The following is an 18,319-nucleotide window of genomic DNA, read 5'->3' as shown; positions in this document are numbered from 1 at the left end:
TACAATCGGTACCAGTTCGTTATTTTGACCGGAATTCACCTCTATGCAAACGCTTCCATGATGGTCCGGATGCCGTAAAGTCTTCCTCATGACAGGCTCAGAGTGGTGGAGAACCGCCGTTATTTACCAGATCTATCCGCGCTCGTTCGCTGACGCGAACGGCGACGGCATGGGAGACCTCGCCGGCATCACCGGCCGCCTCCCCGATTTGCAGGAACTCGGGATCGACGCCATCTGGCTGTCGCCGATGTACACCTCCCCGCAACGCGATGCCGGCTACGACGTCGCCGACTACTGCGACGTCGACCCGCTCTTCGGCACCCTCGGGGACTTCGACATCCTGCAGCGCACCGCCCACTCGCTCGGCATCCGGGTCATCGTCGACCTCGTGCCCAACCATTCCTCGAGCGATCACCCGTGGTTCCAGGCGGCCCTCGCCGCCGGGGCCGGCAGCGAGGAGCGCGCGCACTACATCTTCCGCAACGGCCAGGGCGCGGCCGGTGAGCTTCCGCCGAATAACTGGGAGTCCGTCTTCGGCGGCAACGCCTGGACACGCGTCACCGACCCCGACGACACGCCCGGCCAATGGTACCTGCATCTCTTCGACAGCACCCAGCCCGACTTCGACTGGGACAATCCCTGGGTGCGCGAGCAGTTCCGCGACGTCCTGCGCTTCTGGCTTGATCGCGGAGTCGACGGATTCCGCGTCGACGTCGCGCACGGCATGATCAAGGCCGTCGGCCTCCCGGACTACACCAAGCCGGCCGTCGGCGGAAGCATGGGCGGCGGCGGCGGCCTCGAGCCCGGCATCAGCTCGGAGCCTGCGGACTCGCCGCCGTACTGGGCCCAGGACGGCGTGCACGACATCTACCGGGACTGGCGCATCATCCTCGACGAGTACCCCGGCGAGCGGATCCTCGCGGCCGAGGCGTGGGTCGACCCGCTCGCCCGGGTCGCCGAGTGGGTGCGCCCGGATGAGATGCACCAGGCCTTCAACTTCGCCTACCTCGAGACGCCGTGGCAGGCACCGGCGCTCCGCCGGGTCATCGACGAGTCCCTCGCTGCCTTCGGGGCGGTCGGGGCGCCGAGCACCTGGGTCCTGTCCAACCACGACGTTGTGCGCCACGCGACCCGGCTGGCGCTGTCCGGAGACAACCTGCAGGGCCATGGCATCGGTCCGAACACGGTCGGACTGCCCGACCCGGCCGTCGGCCTGCGCCGCGCCCGCGCCGCCACCGCGCTCATGCTGGCCCTCCCCGGCTCAAGCTACCTCTACCAGGGCGAGGAGCTGGGCCTGCCCGAGGTGGTCGACCTGCCCGACCACGCCCGCGAAGATCCGACCTGGTTCCGCACCGGCGGGGAGCGCTACGGCCGCGACGGCTGCCGCGTGCCCATCCCCTGGCAGGCGGAGGCGCCGTCCTACGGGTTCGGCCCGTCGGAGGCCAGCTGGCTGCCCCAGCCGGCCGAGTGGGCGCACCTCGCGCGCGACCTGCAGGAGGGCGTGCCCGGTTCGACGCTCGAGCTCTACAAGCTCGCCCTGCGGTTGCGCCGGGAGCAGTCGCTTGCCCTGGGCGGGGTGGAGTGGCTGGACGGCTTCGGGGACGCGGTCGTCGCGTTCCGGAACGGCGACGTGCTGGTCCTCGCGAACACCGGGGCGTCTCCCGTGGTACTCCCCGGCGGTGAGGTCCTGCTCTCCAGCGACACCCTGACCGGGCGCACCCTTCCCGGCGACACCACCGCCTGGCTCCGCGCGTAGGTCGCCCCCGGGCGCCCGTCCACGTTGAGTTGCGGACAAAGTACCTTCACTTCGCCAACGAAGGTACTTTCTCCGCGACTCAGTCGGAGAAGTCCGTGGTGGAGTGAGGGTGCGCGCTGGGCGCAGGGCGCTGGACGCGCTGGCGCGCGAACCTAGTTCGTGTTGGCGTAGAGCCACTCGAGCGGGTCGACGTGGGTGCCGTTCAGGCCGCCGCGTCGAATCTCGAAGTGCAGGTGCGGGCCGGTCGACATGCCCGTGTCGCCGGTCTTGCCGACCACCTGGCCGACCTTGACCACGTCACCGACCTTGAAGAGCATCGAGCCGTGGATCATGTGCGCGTAGACGCTGGAGACCAGTTCGCCGTCGATCATGTGGTCGATGACCATGTGCACGCCGAGGCTTCCCTCGCCGTCGATGGCCTGGCTCACGACGCCGTCGGCGATCGACTGGATGGGCGCGCCGATACCGGGGTTGAAGTCCTGGCCGCGGTGGTTGCTCGAGCAGCCGGCGCAGTCGCGGAAGCCGAACTTTGAGCCGATGTGCACGCCAACGGCGAAGGGCCACTGGATGGTGCCGTTCGGGTTGTTGGTGAAGGTCGCTTCCATCCGGATGCCGCTGGCCGCAGCAACCTCGGCGATGGTCTGCGCCTTGTAGCCGTCGCGGTTGACCGTGATGGTGTCCGTCCCGCTGGCGCGAGCCAGCATCTGGGCCGGTTCGCCGTTCGTCGATCGCTGCGCGTCGAAGGCGGCGGCCTGCACGTCGGCCGAGGACAGCAGCGCTTCGGCCGGCAGGGAGGTGGAGACCGCCATCAGGGCAACGAAGGCCATCGCGGCCACGGTGAGGCTCTTCGCGGCCATCGTGCGTGCCCGGTCGCCGGCGGGCCGGACGGGCGGGGTCGCGGCGCGGACCGTCGGCGAAAAGGACGCGGGGGCCGGGGCCGGCTCGGCGGGCGGCGCAAGGGGAACAGCGGGCGCGGCAGCCCGACGTCCGGAGAATTCCTTGCGGCGGGACCTGGCCGAACGGGCCTCCTGCTCCTGCGCGCGCAGCTGGGCGCGGCTGGGCAGCGGAATCGCCGTCGACGTGGTGGTGGGGACCTCCGCCACCAGCAGTTCGAACGCCGAGACCAGGTCGCCCACCGGCGGTGCCGCGACGGCACGGTCGGATTCGGTCAGGACGGCCGGGACGAGGTCGGGTTCGCTGAGCTCGGCGCTGATCAGGAAATCGGCGACCGCAGTGAGCGGAGCGGGCGGCGCGGGCGGCGCGTCATCGTGCGCATCGGCCAAGGCGAGCGGAGCGGGCGCCGGCATCGGTGCGGGCTCGAGAGCTGCCGCTACGGGCGCGGCGGGGGCGAGGGGTGCACTGGCGAGGAGATCGCGTTCGCGCTGTTCGCGAAGCTCGCGGCGAGTGAGCGGCTGCACAGTCCCAGCGGGGTCACCCGCACCGGGCACACAGGCGTCCGGGGCTGAAGAGTGACGTGACAAAGGGCAGGACTTTCGGAGCGGCGGTCAGGTGGCGTGGAGCTCATCTTGGCCAGCGCCAAAATAACAATTGGGTCAAGGCTAGTCCTCGAGGGCCCGCAATTCCAGTCGACCCGCCCGGATGGCACCCGAAAACGGGGGTGGCGACGCCCCCGTCCGTTCACCTTCCGGACACCCGCAAGCCCCTCGGGATCCGCGTCATTCCGCGGTCTGAGACCCCGCCGAACGCGGGATCCGGTTCAGTCGTCCGCCTCGGCCGGGCGGCCCGCAAAGATCTCGGCGAGAAGCGGCTCGAAGGCGTCGTAGACGTCGGGCGCACCGGCGATGAGGAGCCCGCGGCCCTCGGGATCGCCCCCGAGCCCGCCGACCCTGGCGCCGGCCTCCCGGGCGATCAGCGCGCCCGCCGCGTGGTCCCAGGGGTTGAGTCCGCGCTCGTAATAGAGATCGAGTCGACCCGCCGCCACCCCGCACAGGTCGAGGGCGGCAGACCCCATGCGACGGATGTCCCGAACCCGGCCGATGAGCGCGCGAACGATCGTCGCCTCGTCCACCCGCCGAGAGGCACTGTAGGAGAAGCCCGTGCCCAGCAGGGCCAGCGCGAGCGGCACTCCGGTGTTGGCCTGCAGCCTTCGGTCCGCCAGGTAGGCGCCCGCGCCGGCCAGTGCCGTGAACGCCTCGCCGGTGGCCGGGTTGACGACCGCGCCGGCGAGGGCGGTCCAGGTGTCGGGGTCAGGGTCGCCCTCGACGACGGCGATGCTGACGGCGTAGGCGGGGATGCCGTAGAGGTAGTTGACCGTGCCGTCGATCGGGTCGACGACCCAGGTGAGTCCGGAGCTGCCGGCGGTGGCCTCGGACTCCTCGCCGTAGAATCCGTCGTTCGGCCGGGCCTCCGCGAGGAGCCCTCGGATGAGCGCCTCGGTTTCCCGGTCGGCGGGGGTGACGATGTCCTCGGCCGACGACTTCGTGGCGGCAACGGAGACACCCTCGTCCCGTCGGCGGCGGGCCAGGCCCGCTGCGGCGAGCGCGGTCTCGCGGGCGAGGGTGAGCAGTCCGGCTGGCACGGTCGCGGTCATGGCACCAAACTAGCCCGGCCCGGGAGAAGCACAGAAGCCCCGCCCGGGAGAAAGGCAGAAGCCCCGCCCGGGCCTCCGTGGAGGTCGGGCGGGGCTGTCATCCCGGTCACCACCGGGGCTGTGGCGAGTGCGAGATTCGAACTCACGAAGGCTACGCCGTCTGATTTACAGTCAGATCCCTTTGGCCACTTGGGTAACTCGCCAGTACGCACCCGACCATATGAGAACACGTGACCGGAGGCGCTGAATCAGAATACTAGGCTCAGGGCCCCAGTGAGAAATCAGCGGTGCGATCGGCGCGCTCCCGGCGTCGATATGATTCCTCCTGACCCCCGTCTTCAGTCCGGTTAGGAAACCCCATGGTCGGCATCGACGAGGTAGCCCGCCTTGCGGGCGTCTCCACCGCCACCGTTTCCCGCGCGCTCAGCGGCAGCGCCCACGTGTCACCGGCGACCCGGGTCAAGGTCGAAGCCGCGGCCGGGGAACTCGGCTACGTCGTGTCCTCCACCGCATCCAGCCTCGCGTCGGGCCGGATGAAGAACATCGGCGTCGTGGTGCCCTTTCTCAACCGGTGGTTCTTCTCCAGCGTCGTCGAGGGCGCGCAACAGACCCTCCTGCGCAACGGCTACGACCTCACCCTCTACAACCTGACCGGCGGCGGGGAAGAGCGACGCAGCGTCTTCGAGCATTTCCTGCTGCGCCAGCGGGTGGATGCCGTGATCGCGATCTCGCTCGAACTCACCGAGAACGAGGTGGCCCGCCTGCACGCGCTCGGCAAGCCCCTCGTGGGCGTGGGCGGCCCGATTCCCGGCGTGCGCACGCTCACCATCGACGATGTCGCCGTCGCGCGGCTGGCGACCGAGCACCTCCTCGCCCTCGGCCACACTCGCATCGCGCACATCGGCGGGAACAAGGCACTCGACCTCGACTTCCACCTTCCGACGAACCGCCGCATCGGGTACGAGTACGCCCTCACCGAGGCCGGGATCGACCCGTCGCCGGAGCTGTTCCAACCGGCGGACTTCACCATGCCCGGCGGCTACCAGGCCGCCAAGCAGCTCCTCGGCCGGGCGCACAACCGGCCCACCGCCATCTTCGCGGCGTCCGACGAGATGGCGATCGGCTGCATCCTGGCCGCTCGGGACCTCGGAATGGTCGTGCCGCGGGACGTCTCGGTGATCGGCATCGACGACCACGAGCTGGCGGAGTTCTTCGGGCTGAGCACGATCGCGCAGTTCCCCAAGGGGCAGGGGGAGGCAGCGGTGGGGATCCTCCTGGACCAGCTGCATCCGGGCAAGCATGACCAGGCCGGCCTCAACACCCCGATGCCGTTCGAACTCATCGTGCGCTCGAGCACGGCCCGGCCCCAGTAGCCGGTCCGGTCGCGGCTCAGGAGGTGCGCTCGTACCTCCATGGGAGAACGGTCATGTCCAGGCGATGCCTCGGGCCTTCCGCGTCGACGAGCTCCGGCGCGCCGAAGGAGACGTCGCCCTCCCAGAGGACCACGCGCGGGTCGGCGTGGAACCGCGACTCGAAGTAGTCGGGAGCGGCCGCGCGCGCCCGCGCGAGGGCGTGATCGGCGCTGTCGGCGCCCACGAGCGCGCTAAGGCTCACCCAGGTCGGCGGCGCCAGCCGGAACAGTCCCGAGGCGTGGCGCTCCAGGGCGTCCGCGGGGGAAATCCAGATGTGGTCGACGCTCTCGTCGGGGTTCAGCATAACCGGGTCGCCGGGCGCCTTCGCGTAGTAGAACCAGGTTTGGAAGCGCCTCGCCTGGGTCTCCGACGGGGTCCACCGCGCGACCGTCACCAGGGACTCGACCGTCACCGTGAGGCCGGTCTCCTCGAGCGTCTCCCGCGCCGCGGCCTGCCGGGCCGCGGCCTGCTCGTCGCCGGCCGCCACCGCCGCGGCGTCCTCCGGGTCGACGCGCCCGCCGGGGAAGACCCAGGCACCGGCAAACGACCCGCGATGATGCGGCCGTTCGAGCAGGAGCACTTCGATGCCCCGGGCGGAGTCCCGCAGGAGGATGACGGTCGCTGCCGGCTCCGCGTCGTTCGCCGGCCGGGGAGCTTCACTGGGGTGCATGTAAGCCACGATAGTAGGCTGCCGATCATGGGCAACGACGGGACATCGGGCAGGCACGGCATCGCCCGGAGCAGCCTCCTGACACGGAGGCGGCTCGCTCCCAACCCCGGTCCGATGACGCTCGACGGCACCAACTCCTACCTCATCGGCGCGCCGGGCGCCGCGTCGATCGTGGTGGTCGACCCCGGCCCGGTCGATGACGGCCACCTGGCCGCGCTGGCCGGGGCGGGCCCGGTCGAGCTCGTGCTCATCACTCACCACCACCCCGATCACACCGCCGCGAGCGAGCGGTTCGCGCGGCTGACCGGCGCCCGGGTGCGGGCAGTCGACCCCGCGTTCTGTGTCAACGGTGAACCGCTGCAGGGCGGGGAGGAGATTCGCGCGGCGGGAACTCGCATCCGCGTCATCGCGACGCCCGGCCACACGGCGGATTCCGTCTGTTTCCACCTGCCCGACGACGGGCCGAACGGCTCCGTGATCACCGGCGACACCATCCTCGGGCGCGGAACGAGCGTGATCGTTCACCCCGACGGCGCCCTCGGCCCGTACTTGCGCTCCCTGTCCACGCTGCGGGCGCTCGGACCGGCCACCGTGCTGCCCGCCCACGGCCCGTCGCTGCCCGACCTCGCGGCGATCTGCGAGGCCTACCTCGCGCACCGGCGCGAACGCCTCGACCAGGTGCGCCGATCGCTGGTCGACCTCGGGCCGGACGCGACGGTCGAGCAGGTCACCGATCGCGTGTACGCCGAGGCGGATGCCGCGGTGCGATCCGCCGCAGAGGCATCCGTTCGCGCGCAACTGGCCTACCTCGCGGGATCGAGCCAGCCCGGCCCAGGCGGAACTCGTTAGCATTGCAGGCATGGCAGACCCAACGTTATACATCTAGATGGTTCTGGGGGTCTCCTGGGGGTCGACACTGATGCTGGGGTGAGGGGACCTGATCATTCATATTCACTCGGCACCATCGCGAGCCACCCTCCCGTCGTCGCTGACCTAAAACGCGTCCGGGAACATCAGCCGTTGGCTGGTTGCCGCGACGCGAGTCTCGGAATTAACCGCAGCACGTTCTGCGAGTACACCGCTTGCAGGACGTCGTCGGGCAAGTCGATTCCTGAAATCATCCAGCGCCCCATCAGTTGGGGATTCTCCGCACTATGGGGGAAGTACTCGTCCTCCGTTTCGAGAAAGCGGAAGTGGGTTGGGTAGCTCTCGCCCGACGCAGGGATCTCGTCGGCGCCGAAAAGCACCCTGTGGGGATGCCTCAAGATGAGTTCGCGGGTTGCTCGCGGCTGACGTCCGAGTTGCGCCAGCCTGGCAGCAATGTCGATATTGAGATTCGGGTAGCTGTCGAGCATGCGGCCGACCCAGCCAAGGTTTTCGGCATAGCAGCCGGCGTGGACGGCAACGAAGGTGACAGCGGGGTGCGCCGCGACTACATGCTCAAGCGCTTCCATCAGACGAGCGAATGTGGGTCGCCCGCTGCCGTGGAAAGACCAGTCCGGTCGCTCGATCAGCATCTCGTAATTTTCATTCCGCTGGTCGACGGGCTCGAAAAAGGCGACCGGGTCGGCAATATGCCACCAGATCGGAAGTTCGAGTTCGGCCGCCGCCTCCCAGACGGGAGTCAGCCGGGGGTCGTCGGGGAGCACGAGAACGCCATCAGAGTCTCGAATACTCAAGCCGAGGTCTTTCCATATCTTGATTCCTGCTGCGCCCATCCGTGCGGCCTCGACCAGCTGGGAAACCAGTACGTCTGCGCCCGCGCCTTCTTCCAGGACCGACCAGTTCAAATGAGCGAAGGTCGCGAAGTGACCAGGAAACGCATAGTCGAACCGCTCCAGATTCTCTCGAAGCTCTGTACCCCAGCGTCCGTCGAGGTTTACGAACCCGTGCACGTTGAACGCGGCCATCTTCTCTATCCACCTGGCTACGTCCTCGACAAGCCAGCGGCCGGGCTCACCCACCCAGTCGCTCAGCCACCGCCCCGGGTGCGTGTGGGCGTCGACCGCGGGAAACTTGGCCATCAGGCGCTGGTGAGCGGGTAGCACGACCTGCGGCTGCGGTCGGTAGTCATTGAGCGGAAGGTATGTAGGCGGTGGGACCGGGTGGTTCATGCTTGGCCTTTCGTAGTTGTCGGGCGATGAGACAGTGGAACCGAGCAGAACAGTGCGCGGCCGGGCCGGAGGTCCTGCTGGTGCCAATTCTCGGTTCCCTCGTGGAACGACCCTCCCCCACCCCCGTGACAATGGATATCGATGAACCCAGGAGTGAGCCAGAGACCTTTAGCGTCAACGACGTGCTCTGGCCGATGCTCGCCGACGACCCTCCGCAACGACTCGTCAAGAGATGTCCATACACCGGAGGCGAGGACAGTGTCGCCGCCGAAGAGGACCCACGCATCGTCGGCAACTCGGCCGCCGGTCACCAAGTTTGCCGAGTGGATCAGCGTCAGGGAGAGATCTCGCTGACCTCCCGTTTCAGTCGCGGATGAAAGGGTGTTCGGTTCATTCGAACCCGTCCGTGTACTCAATACTCGTCCTCCATGTGTGATGGGTGGGCATGGGTCGCCCCGATCGTCCGCATCCTCGCGGGTAACCAGACTGGGCTAGATGCCAGCAACGCCGAAACGATACTGGCTCGTGCTCTGGTAGAGCTCTCCGGGACGAAGCACAGCCGATTCGAATCCAGGCGTATTTGGAGCGTTGGAGGGCCGCTCAGGCTCAATTGCAAAAGCGTCTGCCTGCCGGTATACGTTTCCGCCCGAACCAACCAGCCCCCCATTCAGGAAGTTACCGGTATAGAAGTCCACGGCAGGTTCCGTTGTCCATACCTCCATCGTTCGCCCGGACTTCGGCTCTTCAAAGCGTGCTGCAAATGCTAATCCGGAGCCGTCAATCCTGGATCGATTCAGCAGAAAGTTATGGTCATATCCTTTTGAAATTTGGATCTGTCGTGAGCCAGTCCGGATTCGTTCGCCGATGGCGCGCGCCGTCCTGAAATCCATCTCTGTTCCAGCCACGGCTCGTATTTCGCCAGTGGGGAGCAGGTCCTCCCCGACTGGGAGAAAGTTCTCCGCGTCAAGTTGAGCGAGATGGCCCAGAGCGCTTCCGAAGCCTTCCCCGCCTAGGTTAAAAAAACTGTGGTTCGTAAGATTGATGATGGTCGGCGCGTCGGTGGTCGCGGCGTACTGCACCTCAAGAGTGTTGTCAGCGGTCAGCTCATAACGCACGTCGATGCTCAGCGTTCCGGGATAGCCCTCCTCACCGTCGCAACTCACGTAATGCAAGGTGAGCGAACTGTCGTCGATGTCGGCGACCTGCCAAATCTTCCTGTCAAAGCCCTCGTGGCCGCCATGCAGACTGCTCGGCGAGTCATTGACTGAAACTTGATACGACGTGCCATCAATCGAGAACCGGCCCTGCGCAATCCGATTGGCATACCGGCCGATGATGGCCCCGAAATATGGACTGCTCGACACGTAGTCGTCCAGTCCGGTGAAACCCAGGACAACGTTCTTGAGGTGACCGTCGCGATCAGGGACTTGCAGGGAGCGGATGACGCCTCCGTAAGTCAGTATTTCGACGCTCGCACCTGAACGGTTGCCCAACGTGACCTTGTGGACTTCACGCCCGTCGGACAGTTGTCCAAATAGCTCTTTATTCATGGCAGGCCTTTCGCTTCGAATCTCATGGCAGGCGGGCGTCAATCCAGCCGTTCAGCGGCGACTTCGTTCAATCTCTGCTGCATATGGTTTGGGATCAGAATCCCGAAATTTCGTGCCGCCTCGAGCACCGTAGCGGCTGTGATTTCCTGATTGATCGTGTGTACGCTCCCGACTTTCATCGCGCTGATTATCGATGCAAAGCGATTCGCGTCGTGAAGCCCGACTCCATGCGCAAGTGCGGCAACGACGCCGGCCAAATGAGCGTCTCCTGCCCCTGCCGTGCTTAGGACGGCGACTTCGGGCGCCGGCGTGTGTTGCAGGGACTCTCCGTCCCATGTCCAACTCCCGTGTCGTCCGGCCGTGATGACGAGGGACAGGTGATCGTTCTGGAGAAGCAGTCCTTCCATTGACCGATGCACGATCTCAGGCGCCGACTCAACGGACGGGGGGATGCTGGCAAAGGCCCTCGCTTCGTCCAAGTTCAGGGCCAGGAGATCAACGCTTTCCAACATCCCGCTTGATAGGACCGCCGGGGCCTCTCCCGTTACGAATGCTGCAACACGCAGGAACCCCGCCTGTGTAGCAAGCCGAAGAAGCTCGGCCCGGCTTTCCAGCGGGACCTCGGGCAGGGCCAGGGCTATGCCCGCACTTCCGACGCCTTCCAACTCGTCCTCAAGCGCGCGAATGTCCTCGAGACTCACGTCGTCTGAAGCTGACCGTTGAGTAGTCAAATTGCCGCCGTCACCATTGGGGTAGATGTAGCAAACGGCGAAGAGCGTGGTTTTTCCGGTCACAACCTTGACGTGGCGAAGGTCCAGTCCGATTTGGCGCATGTCATCGAGCAGAATCGGGCCAGCGGCGTCGGCCCCGACCTTGCCAACAGGGATAATGGGAAAGTCTCGGCCGAGTAGCGTTTGCAGATAATGAGAAACGATGTGCAGTTTGCAGTAGTCTCGCGACTCCAACAAAACAGCTGCGCGACTCTCTTCACGACCCAGGGTGGCGTTCCCATTCAGCGCCAACGTGATCCCCGATCCAATTCCTCCGGTAGCCACGATGAGCCGCGGCTCCGTTGAGGAGATCACTGCGACCCACCTCTCACGCGGTCTCTGACGAGCAAACACGAAACCCGAATACGGTTGGCCTTTAATTTGTCATTAGCCATGTCTGTCTCTCTCTTTTGCGACGGCACTTGGTGGTACAGGGAAGCCTGACTGTCTGGCGAACACGCAGTCGCCCGCGCCCTGAGCCGGAGAGCGAACCGTCATCGACCACAACAATCATGCGGGGCCGGAGCCATGCGCGTCAATACTTGCATTAATACACGTCTTGACAGTCCTCCCTGTTGCACACATCATGAGTGCATGAGGACTTTGAATGAGTTGGAAGGGTCACAACTCGATCCGAAACTGGCTCTTTGGGAACAGGTTGCCATCGCGATTGAGACTGGGATCAGGTCATCGGGTACTCCCGGTATGCAACTCCCGTCGGAGGCCGATCAGCGCGCTCGACATGGCGTCAGCCGCGTCACGCTGCGCCAAGCCCTCCATCACCTCCAAGATAAGGGGCTCGTGGAGTCCAGTCCAGGTCGCGGCTGGTTTATCCGTGATGAACGCGCGTACAGGCCTCCGAGCGATGCTCGGAAATCTGAACCGCGCCCCCTCTTCGAACCTCCGGGGAAGCTGATGAGCTTCACCGAAATGGCACGGTCCCGTGGACTCACACCTGACTCCGTCGTATTAGAACAGCGCGTCCGCCCCGCGACCTTTGACGAAGCGGAGGCGCTGGCGATCGCGCCGGGCGCGGATGTGTTCCTGCTTCGTCGCCTTCGCCGGTTGAACGGACTCGCAGTCGCGCTAGATCAGAACCTGATTCCGTTTCAGGTCCTGCCTGGGGCGCTCATTCAGGACTTCACGAAGACTTCGTTGCATGCCGCGTTTCATTCCGCCGGGGCCACCCCGGTGGTCGCAGACGCAGAGGTTGAAGCGGTCGTTGCTGACGCTGAGCAAGCCCGGCTGCTGGAAGCGGCCGAAGGATTCCCGCTCTTAAAGGTGCGCCAAAACTTCTTTGACGCGCAGGGGCGAACAATCGAGCGGGGCGTCATCGTCTACCGAGGTGATCGCTACCGCTACCGGACGCGGCTCGTTCCCTAAACGGTTCGCAACATCCGCCTGGTCACCTTTGCCTCCGTGCCGCGGAGTCACTCTCCTTGGCGCTGTGCACAGCAGTTCACAGGTCCAGATAAACACTCGTCTACTGAACGGAAACAAGATGAACAAGAACAATCTCTACTCCTGGTGCAGTGTGCGGGTCGAAGATCTGCAAACACACCCTGACCGAACTACCCCGCTTCGCCTTTGCGCGGACAGCGCCGCGATGGGTGAGCTCATGGCGCGAGAGCTGGTAGACGAAATAAGTGTTGCCGCCCGAGAAGGCAGACGGTACCGAGCGATCATTCCTTGCGGCCCGGGCGGCTGGTACGAGCCGTTCGCGCGTTTGGTGAATGATGAGAGCGTCAATCTGCACCATGTGGAGGTGTTCCACATGGATGAATGCTTGGACTGGGAGGGCCGCGTCCTACCGCGATCCCACCCATACTCGTTCCGCGGCTTTATGGAGAAGTATTTCTATGACGCCATTAGACCGGAGCTGTCGATAAGGGAAGAGAACCGCCACTGGCTTGAGCCTGAAACGATGGCCCAAGTCGAGGACGCGATTGCGTCTGCGCCGATAGACATCGCATACGGAGGCTGGGGACAGGACGGCCACGTCGCTTATAACCAGGCGCGCCGAAACCCATACAGTCAGGTTTCTGTCGATGAGGTCCGCCGGTCGACGATACGCATACAGGACAATAATTGGGACACAATCATCGCCTTGGGTCAACGAGTTCTGGGGTCGGGATACCAATTTGTGCCTCCGATGTCCGTGACGCTCGGCATGAGCCAGATTCTCGCTGCGCAGAAGATACGCCTTTTCAGCGACACGGGGTCTTGGAAACAAACGGCGCTTCGAGTTGGCCTGTTCAGCCCTCAAGATGCGGAGTATCCGATCACCCTGTTGCAGGAACACCCCGATGCCCTACTGACTGCAACCCTTGACACTGCCGACCACCCAATCAGCAGACACCCGGAATGGGATTTCGGACTCGCTCTTGAATCTGCGAGTCGGCCGCGACCTACGTCAGACTGGTCGCCGAGTACGCCCTCCTGCACGGCTCCTTCGGGCGGGGTGCGAACGTCGTCATGCAACTCCTGAAGGCGCTAAAACGCGACGCGGGCGCATTACTCGCCTCAGCGTCCTCGCGGACATGAGCGCCTTCGGCCCCACCGTCGACGCCGCCATCGCCCGTGTCCGCGAGGACGTGGCTCGCCTGCACGGCGAGCTCACCCGCTACGGGCTCGTGGCCTGGACCGGCGGCAATGTCTCCGGGCGTGTGCCCGGCGCCGACCTCTTCGTGATCAAGCCCAGTGGCGTCGACTACGCCAACCTCGCCCCGGACAACATGATCCTGTGCGACCTCGACGGTGGCGTCATCCCTGGCTCCTCCGGTTCCGAACGGTCACCGTCGAGCGACACCGCCGCGCACTCCTACGTCTACCGCCACATGCCGGGGGTGGGTGGAGTCGTGCACACGCACTCCGCCTACGCCACCGCGTGGGCCGCTCGGGGAGAGGCTATCCCGTGCGTCATCACGGCCATGGCCGACGAATTCGGCGGCCCCGTGCCTATCGGCACGTTCGCGATCATCGGTGACGACACGATCGGCCGCGGCATCGTCGAAACGCTGACCGGGCACCGGTCTCGGGCGGTACTCATGCAAAACCACGGCCCGTTCACTATCGGCAAGGACGCCCGCGACGCCGTCAAGGCCGCCGTCATGGTCGAAGACGTTGCCCGCACCGTGCACCTCGCTCGGCAGGGCGGCGAACTCATCCCTATCCCGCAAGCGGCGATCGACTCACTCTTCAACCGCTACCAGAACGTTTACGGACAAGCACCGCAAGGAACACTCAGCTAATGCCTACTCTCACCACCACCCTCGACAACCAGCAAGTCTCGTTCCTCACTGGCCGCCAGAACGATTACTTCGACGAGACACTGCGGTAGGTCGCCGACCAGTCCCGGGCGATCGCCGACGCCCGGCGGGAGCAGCGCCAGCCCGGTAAGGTCGTCACTTTCGCGGAAGACCTCGCCGTGATGGAGGACGACTTCCAGGACTACGTCATAGCTCACGAGTTGCTGCATCTCCGCTACCGCGATCATGGGAAAAAAGGTATCCCGCGCTTCATCACCCCGAATCATTGAGGACATGCACGAGTGGAATGATCAGGGCGAGTAGATGAGCGCCCTTCCGGGCATCAGCCTGCGGAACCCTACGGATAGTGCAACTGACCCCAGGTGACGCTTTCGTGCTCCGGCCAAGCCATCGGGATGACTCGTCCGCCATGAGCTCCCTCGCAAATGCGCGCGGCTGTTGCGTGGCCGTGCGCGCCAGCGCCCGTTGCAACCCCGTGCGGGAACGCGGCGCGCAGGCTACTGGTGATCTGCACACCGCGGAGAATCGCCGGCGCATAATGGGCGAATCGCCACGCCTGATGCGCTTTACCTGGCTCGCATCTTGCTACCGGGCGATGACAGTCGGGGCGCGCCTAGGATTGGACTGACGCAACGGGCGAAAGATGCCCCCAAGCAGGGCTAATGCGAGCGCTCTGGTAGCTCTCGTGGAAGCTGACACGCCCGGACACTTCCTGCGAGGCGCTAAAATTCCTGATCAAATGGCATAAAGGGAGCAATCACATGGCAGACTCAACGTTCGACATCGTCAGCAAGGTCGACCAGATGGAGGCGGACAACGCTCTCCACCAGGCGCAGAAGGAAGTCGTGCAGCGGTACGACTTCAAGAACGTGGGGGCCTCGATCGAGCAGAGCGGCGAGAAGGTACTCATGAAGGCCACCAGTGAGGAACGTGTCAAGGCGATCCTCGAGGTCTACGAGGCCAAGCTGATCAAGCGCGGCATCTCCCTGCGCAGCATCGACGCCGGCGAGCCGTACGCGTCGGGCAAGGAGTACCGGATCGAGGCGTCGCTGAAGGCGGGCATCGACCAGGAGCAGGCGAAGAAGATCAACAAGATCATTCGCGACGAGGCGCCGAAGAGCGTCAAGAGCCAGATCCAGGGCGATGAGTTGCGCGTCAGCTCGAAGAGCCGGGACGACCTGCAGGCGACGATGGCGTTGCTCAAGGGCAAGGACCTCGACGTCGCGCTCCAGTTCGTGAACTTCCGCTAGCCTCCGCCGAAAACCGCAGCAGCTCGGGCTCCTGAACATCGGGGTGAACGCGTAGGCGGCTCCCGGCCGCACCCCCCGGTAGGCTCGCAGCAGATCCGTGAGTCAACCCGAGGGAGCATCATGATCGACCGCGACAGACTGGCCCACCTGCACGAGCGCGAACTGGCGAGCTTCGCAAGCCGGAATCCGAAGTCCGCCGCCGCGTACGCCGCCGCCACGCACCTCTTCGGCAAGGTGCCGATGACGTGGATGAACAAGAAGGCCGGCGGGTTCCCGCTCTACCTCGCGGGGGCACGGGGCAACCGGGTCACCGACATCGACGGGCACGAGTACATCGACTTCGCACTCGGCGACACCGGCGCCATGGCCGGGCATTCACCGCAGGCCGTGGTCGACGCCATCGGCCGTCGCATCTACGAGCAGGGCGGCCTGACCACGATGCTGCCGACCGAAGACGCCGAATGGGTCGGCGCCGAGCTCACCCGCCGGTTCGGGGTCGACCGGTGGAGCTTCTCGCTCACCGCTACCGACGCGAACCGCTGGGCGATCCGCCTGGTGCGCGCGCTCACCGATCGCCCGAAGATCCTCTTCCACAGCTACTGCTACCACGGCAGCGTCGACGAGTCGCTGATCGTCGTCGGCCCGGACGGGGAAGGCATGAGCCGCCCCGGCAACGTCGGAGCGCCGGTCGATGTCACCCAGACCAGCCGGGTGGCGGAGTTCAACGACCTCGAGGGCCTGGAGCGCCAGCTGGCGCACGAGGATGTCGCCGCCGTGCTGATCGAGCCGGCACTGACGAACATCGGCATCGTGCTGCCCGACCCGGGCTACCACGAGGCCGTGCGCGAGCTCACTCGCAAGTACGGGACGCTCCTGATCATCGACGAGACGCACACGTTCTCGGCCGGTCCGGGCGGCGCCACGAAGGCCTGGGGCCTGGATCCGGACATCGTCGTGATCGGCAAGGCGATCGGCGGCGGCATCCCGAGCGGCGCGTACGGCCTGTCCGCGGAGATCGCCGACCGGGTGCTCGGCCGCACCGACCTCGACCTCGTCGACATGGGCGGGGTCGGCGGCACGCTGGCCGGCAGCCCGCTGTCGGTCGCCGCGATGCGCGCCACCCTCGAGCACGTGCTCACGGATGACGCCTTCGACGGGATGATCGCCACCGCGACCCTGTTCACGGAGGGCATGCAGGCCATCCTGGACGAGCTGGAGCTGCCCTGGGCAATCAACCAGCTCGGCGCCCGCGCCGAGTACCGGTTCGTGAAGCCCTACCCGCGCACTGGAACCGAGGCGCACGAGGCCGCGGACGAGGGGATCGAGGACTTCCTGCACCTCTACCTGGCGAACCGGGGCATCCTGCTCACGCCGTTCCACAACATGGCCCTGATGTCCCCCGATACGAGCGCCGCGGACGTCGAGGCGCACCTCGCCGTGTTCCAGTCCGCCGTCCGCGAGCTCCTGAACCGCTAACCCCCCGATCCCTCTCGCCAATCCCCCCATCCCCCTTCGCCGAACTGTGAGTTTGGCACCTTCCCGGACCCCGGGAAGGTGCCAAACTCACAGTTCGGCGGATGAGCGGGGAGGCTATTCGGCGCGGGAGATGTTGACCATGTCGGGGCGCGGGACGACCTTGACGCGGGTGCGTCCGTCCTCGGCGCCCAGGGCGAGCTCGTGCAGGTCGAGGTTGTGCCACCCGGCCAGGTTCGTGTACCGGATTCCGCGTTCGTGCAACAGGTCGAGGATGCTCTGCTCGGACGGAGACTCGGGCCGCCACCAGTTGCCGAGGTCGTTGATCAGGTGCCTGATGGTTTCCATCGCGTCCGACTTGGTGTGGCCGATCAGCCCGACCGGACCGCGCTTGATCCACCCGGTCACGTAGACGCCGTACATCTGCTGGTTGGCGCTGGCCGAACCGGACGACGGGGCGCCCTTCCAGAGCACCTGCCCCTCGCGGTTGGGAATGACGCCGCGCTTCTTGTCGAACGGGATGCCGGGCAGCGGCGTGCCGAAGTAGCCGACCGCCCGGTAGAGGGCCTGGATCGGCAGCTCGCGGATCTCGCCGGTCCCGACGACCCCGCCGGCGCCATCCGGCCGGGTGCGCTCGTACCGGAACGCGCCGACCCGGCCCGTGCCGTCGTCGACGACCTCGACCGGCTTTGCGAAGAAGTGCAGGTGCAGCCTGCGGCTCGCCGTCCCGGTTTCGCGCTGGCGCCACTGGTTCAGCACCTTGTCGATGACGAAGACCTGCTTGTTGCTCGCGACCGCGTCCCTGGCCGCGTCGTCGTAGTCGAAGTCCTCGTCGTAGAGCACGATGTCCACGTCGCGCAGCTCGCCCAGCTCCCGCAGTTCGAGCGGGGTGAACTTCACGGATGTCGGCCCGCGGCGCCCGAACACGTGCACGTCGGTGACCGGCGAGGCCTTGAGCCCCTCGTAGACGTTGGCCGGGATCTCGGTGGAGAGCAGGTCGTCGGCGTGCTTGGCCAGGATGCGCGCGACATCCAGCGCCACATTGCCGTTGCCGATGACGGCCACGTCCGTGGCGTCCAGGGGCCAGGTGCGCGGCACGTCGGGATGCCCGTCGAACCAGCTCACGAATCCGGCCGCTCCGTAGGAGCCCTCGAGGTCGATGCCGGGGATCTTGAGGTCGGCGTCGTGCACGGCGCCGGTGGCGAAGATCACGGCGTTGTAGTGCTTCTTCAGGTCTTCGAGGGTAATGTCCGTGCCGTAGCGCACGTTGCCGAACAGGCGGATGTCCCCGCGATCGAGCACATTCCGCAGCGCGGAGATGATGCCCTTGATCCGCGGGTGGTCGGGCGCGACCCCGTACCGGACCAGGCCGTAGGGCGCCGGGAGGTGGTCGAACAGGTCGATCGACACGTCGAAGTTCCGCTCCGCCTTGAGCAGGATGTCGGCGGCGTAGATGCCCGCGGGCCCCGCGCCGACTATGGCCAATCGCAACTTGGTCATGGGA

General features: G+C 65.9%; 16 protein-coding genes, 1 tRNA gene and 1 pseudogene. 10 read left to right on the top strand and 8 right to left on the bottom strand.

Features of this window, described 5'->3' with window-relative positions; all coding sequences use genetic code 11:
- Positions 1-88 precede the first annotated feature (88 nt).
- Positions 89-1,756 (top strand): glycoside hydrolase family 13 protein, encoded by a 1,668-nt coding sequence (locus tag BLQ39_RS08930; RefSeq protein WP_092323379.1) that lies wholly within the window; start codon positions 89-91, stop codon positions 1,754-1,756.
- 152 nt (positions 1,757-1,908) lie between these two features.
- Here BLQ39_RS08930 and BLQ39_RS16230 read toward each other — a convergent pair whose 3' ends face one another.
- The 3 genes from BLQ39_RS16230 to BLQ39_RS08910 form a co-directional block, all read right to left on the bottom strand.
- Positions 1,909-3,174, bottom strand: coding sequence for a M23 family metallopeptidase (locus BLQ39_RS16230; RefSeq protein ID WP_135109248.1), 1,266 nt, complete (start codon positions 3,172-3,174; stop codon positions 1,909-1,911).
- Between the two features lie 299 nt (positions 3,175-3,473).
- Positions 3,474-4,307 (bottom strand): inositol monophosphatase family protein, encoded by an 834-nt coding sequence (locus tag BLQ39_RS08915; RefSeq protein WP_092323375.1) that lies wholly within the window; start codon positions 4,305-4,307, stop codon positions 3,474-3,476.
- A gap of 121 nt (positions 4,308-4,428) precedes the next feature.
- Positions 4,429-4,510 (bottom strand) — tRNA-Tyr (locus BLQ39_RS08910).
- A gap of 156 nt (positions 4,511-4,666) precedes the next feature.
- Here BLQ39_RS08910 and BLQ39_RS08905 point away from each other — a divergent pair.
- Positions 4,667-5,680, top strand: a complete 1,014-nt coding sequence (locus BLQ39_RS08905) for a LacI family DNA-binding transcriptional regulator (protein WP_092323373.1) — start codon at positions 4,667-4,669, stop codon at positions 5,678-5,680.
- 16 nt (positions 5,681-5,696) lie between these two features.
- Here the strand turns inward: BLQ39_RS08905 and BLQ39_RS08900 are convergent, their stop codons facing one another.
- The gene (locus tag BLQ39_RS08900) at positions 5,697-6,389 is read right to left on the bottom strand and encodes an NUDIX hydrolase (protein ID WP_092323372.1); all 693 of its coding nucleotides are present in this window, start codon (positions 6,387-6,389) and stop codon (positions 5,697-5,699) included.
- A 27-nt stretch (positions 6,390-6,416) separates the two neighbouring features.
- On the opposite strand from BLQ39_RS08900, the gene BLQ39_RS08895 reads away from it, so the two are divergent.
- A complete protein-coding gene (locus BLQ39_RS08895; protein WP_092323370.1) occupies positions 6,417-7,238 on the top strand; it encodes an MBL fold metallo-hydrolase in 822 nt (273 codons plus the stop codon).
- Positions 7,239-7,402: 164 nt separating this feature from the next.
- Here BLQ39_RS08895 and BLQ39_RS08890 read toward each other — a convergent pair whose 3' ends face one another.
- The 3 genes from BLQ39_RS08890 to BLQ39_RS08880 form a co-directional block, all read right to left on the bottom strand.
- Positions 7,403-8,413, bottom strand: a complete 1,011-nt coding sequence (locus BLQ39_RS08890) for an amidohydrolase family protein (RefSeq protein WP_198417072.1) — start codon at positions 8,411-8,413, stop codon at positions 7,403-7,405.
- A gap of 581 nt (positions 8,414-8,994) precedes the next feature.
- Positions 8,995-10,053 (bottom strand): aldose epimerase family protein, encoded by a 1,059-nt coding sequence (locus BLQ39_RS08885; RefSeq protein ID WP_092323367.1) that lies wholly within the window; start codon positions 10,051-10,053, stop codon positions 8,995-8,997.
- Between the two features lie 38 nt (positions 10,054-10,091).
- Positions 10,092-11,138, bottom strand: a complete 1,047-nt coding sequence (locus BLQ39_RS08880; RefSeq protein WP_167738522.1) for a carbohydrate kinase family protein — start codon at positions 11,136-11,138, stop codon at positions 10,092-10,094.
- 213 nt (positions 11,139-11,351) lie between these two features.
- Between BLQ39_RS08880 and BLQ39_RS16270 the strand changes: the two are divergent.
- The 7 genes and pseudogenes from BLQ39_RS16270 to BLQ39_RS08850 all read left to right on the top strand — a co-directional run.
- A pseudogene (locus tag BLQ39_RS16270) lies at positions 11,352-11,645 on the top strand (winged helix-turn-helix domain-containing protein); the annotation flags it as partial.
- A 93-nt stretch (positions 11,646-11,738) separates the two neighbouring features.
- Positions 11,739-12,206, top strand: a complete 468-nt coding sequence (locus BLQ39_RS16135; protein ID WP_241986906.1) for a GntR family transcriptional regulator — start codon at positions 11,739-11,741, stop codon at positions 12,204-12,206.
- Positions 12,207-12,324: 118 nt separating this feature from the next.
- Positions 12,325-13,311 (top strand): sugar phosphate isomerase family, encoded by a 987-nt coding sequence (locus BLQ39_RS08870; protein WP_198417071.1) that lies wholly within the window; start codon positions 12,325-12,327, stop codon positions 13,309-13,311.
- Positions 13,312-13,363: 52 nt separating this feature from the next.
- Complete coding sequence (locus BLQ39_RS08865) at positions 13,364-14,074, top strand: L-ribulose-5-phosphate 4-epimerase (RefSeq protein WP_092323363.1); 711 nt, start codon at positions 13,364-13,366, stop codon at positions 14,072-14,074.
- 179 nt (positions 14,075-14,253) lie between these two features.
- Positions 14,254-14,361 carry a YgjP-like metallopeptidase domain-containing protein gene (locus BLQ39_RS16225; RefSeq protein ID WP_092323431.1) on the top strand — a complete coding sequence of 36 codons (108 nt, stop codon included), beginning with the start codon at positions 14,254-14,256 and terminating at the stop codon, positions 14,359-14,361.
- Positions 14,362-14,853: 492 nt separating this feature from the next.
- Positions 14,854-15,342, top strand: a complete 489-nt coding sequence (locus tag BLQ39_RS08855; protein WP_092323362.1) for a YajQ family cyclic di-GMP-binding protein — start codon at positions 14,854-14,856, stop codon at positions 15,340-15,342.
- Positions 15,343-15,462: 120 nt separating this feature from the next.
- A complete protein-coding gene (locus tag BLQ39_RS08850) occupies positions 15,463-16,818 on the top strand; it encodes a transaminase (protein WP_092323360.1) in 1,356 nt (451 codons plus the stop codon).
- Positions 16,819-16,932: 114 nt separating this feature from the next.
- Here the strand turns inward: BLQ39_RS08850 and BLQ39_RS08845 are convergent, their stop codons facing one another.
- On the bottom strand, positions 16,933-18,315 hold the full coding sequence (locus BLQ39_RS08845) for an FAD-dependent oxidoreductase (RefSeq protein ID WP_092323359.1): 1,383 nt from the start codon (positions 18,313-18,315) through the stop codon (positions 16,933-16,935).
- Positions 18,316-18,319: the final 4 nt, after the last annotated feature.

Origin of the sequence: Cryobacterium psychrotolerans (genome assembly GCF_900101115.1) — a bacterium.
In the GTDB taxonomy this organism is placed as follows: domain Bacteria; phylum Actinomycetota; class Actinomycetes; order Actinomycetales; family Microbacteriaceae; genus Cryobacterium; species Cryobacterium psychrotolerans.
Note: the sequence above shows the minus strand (reverse complement) of the source record. Positions and strands in the feature narration are given on the sequence as shown.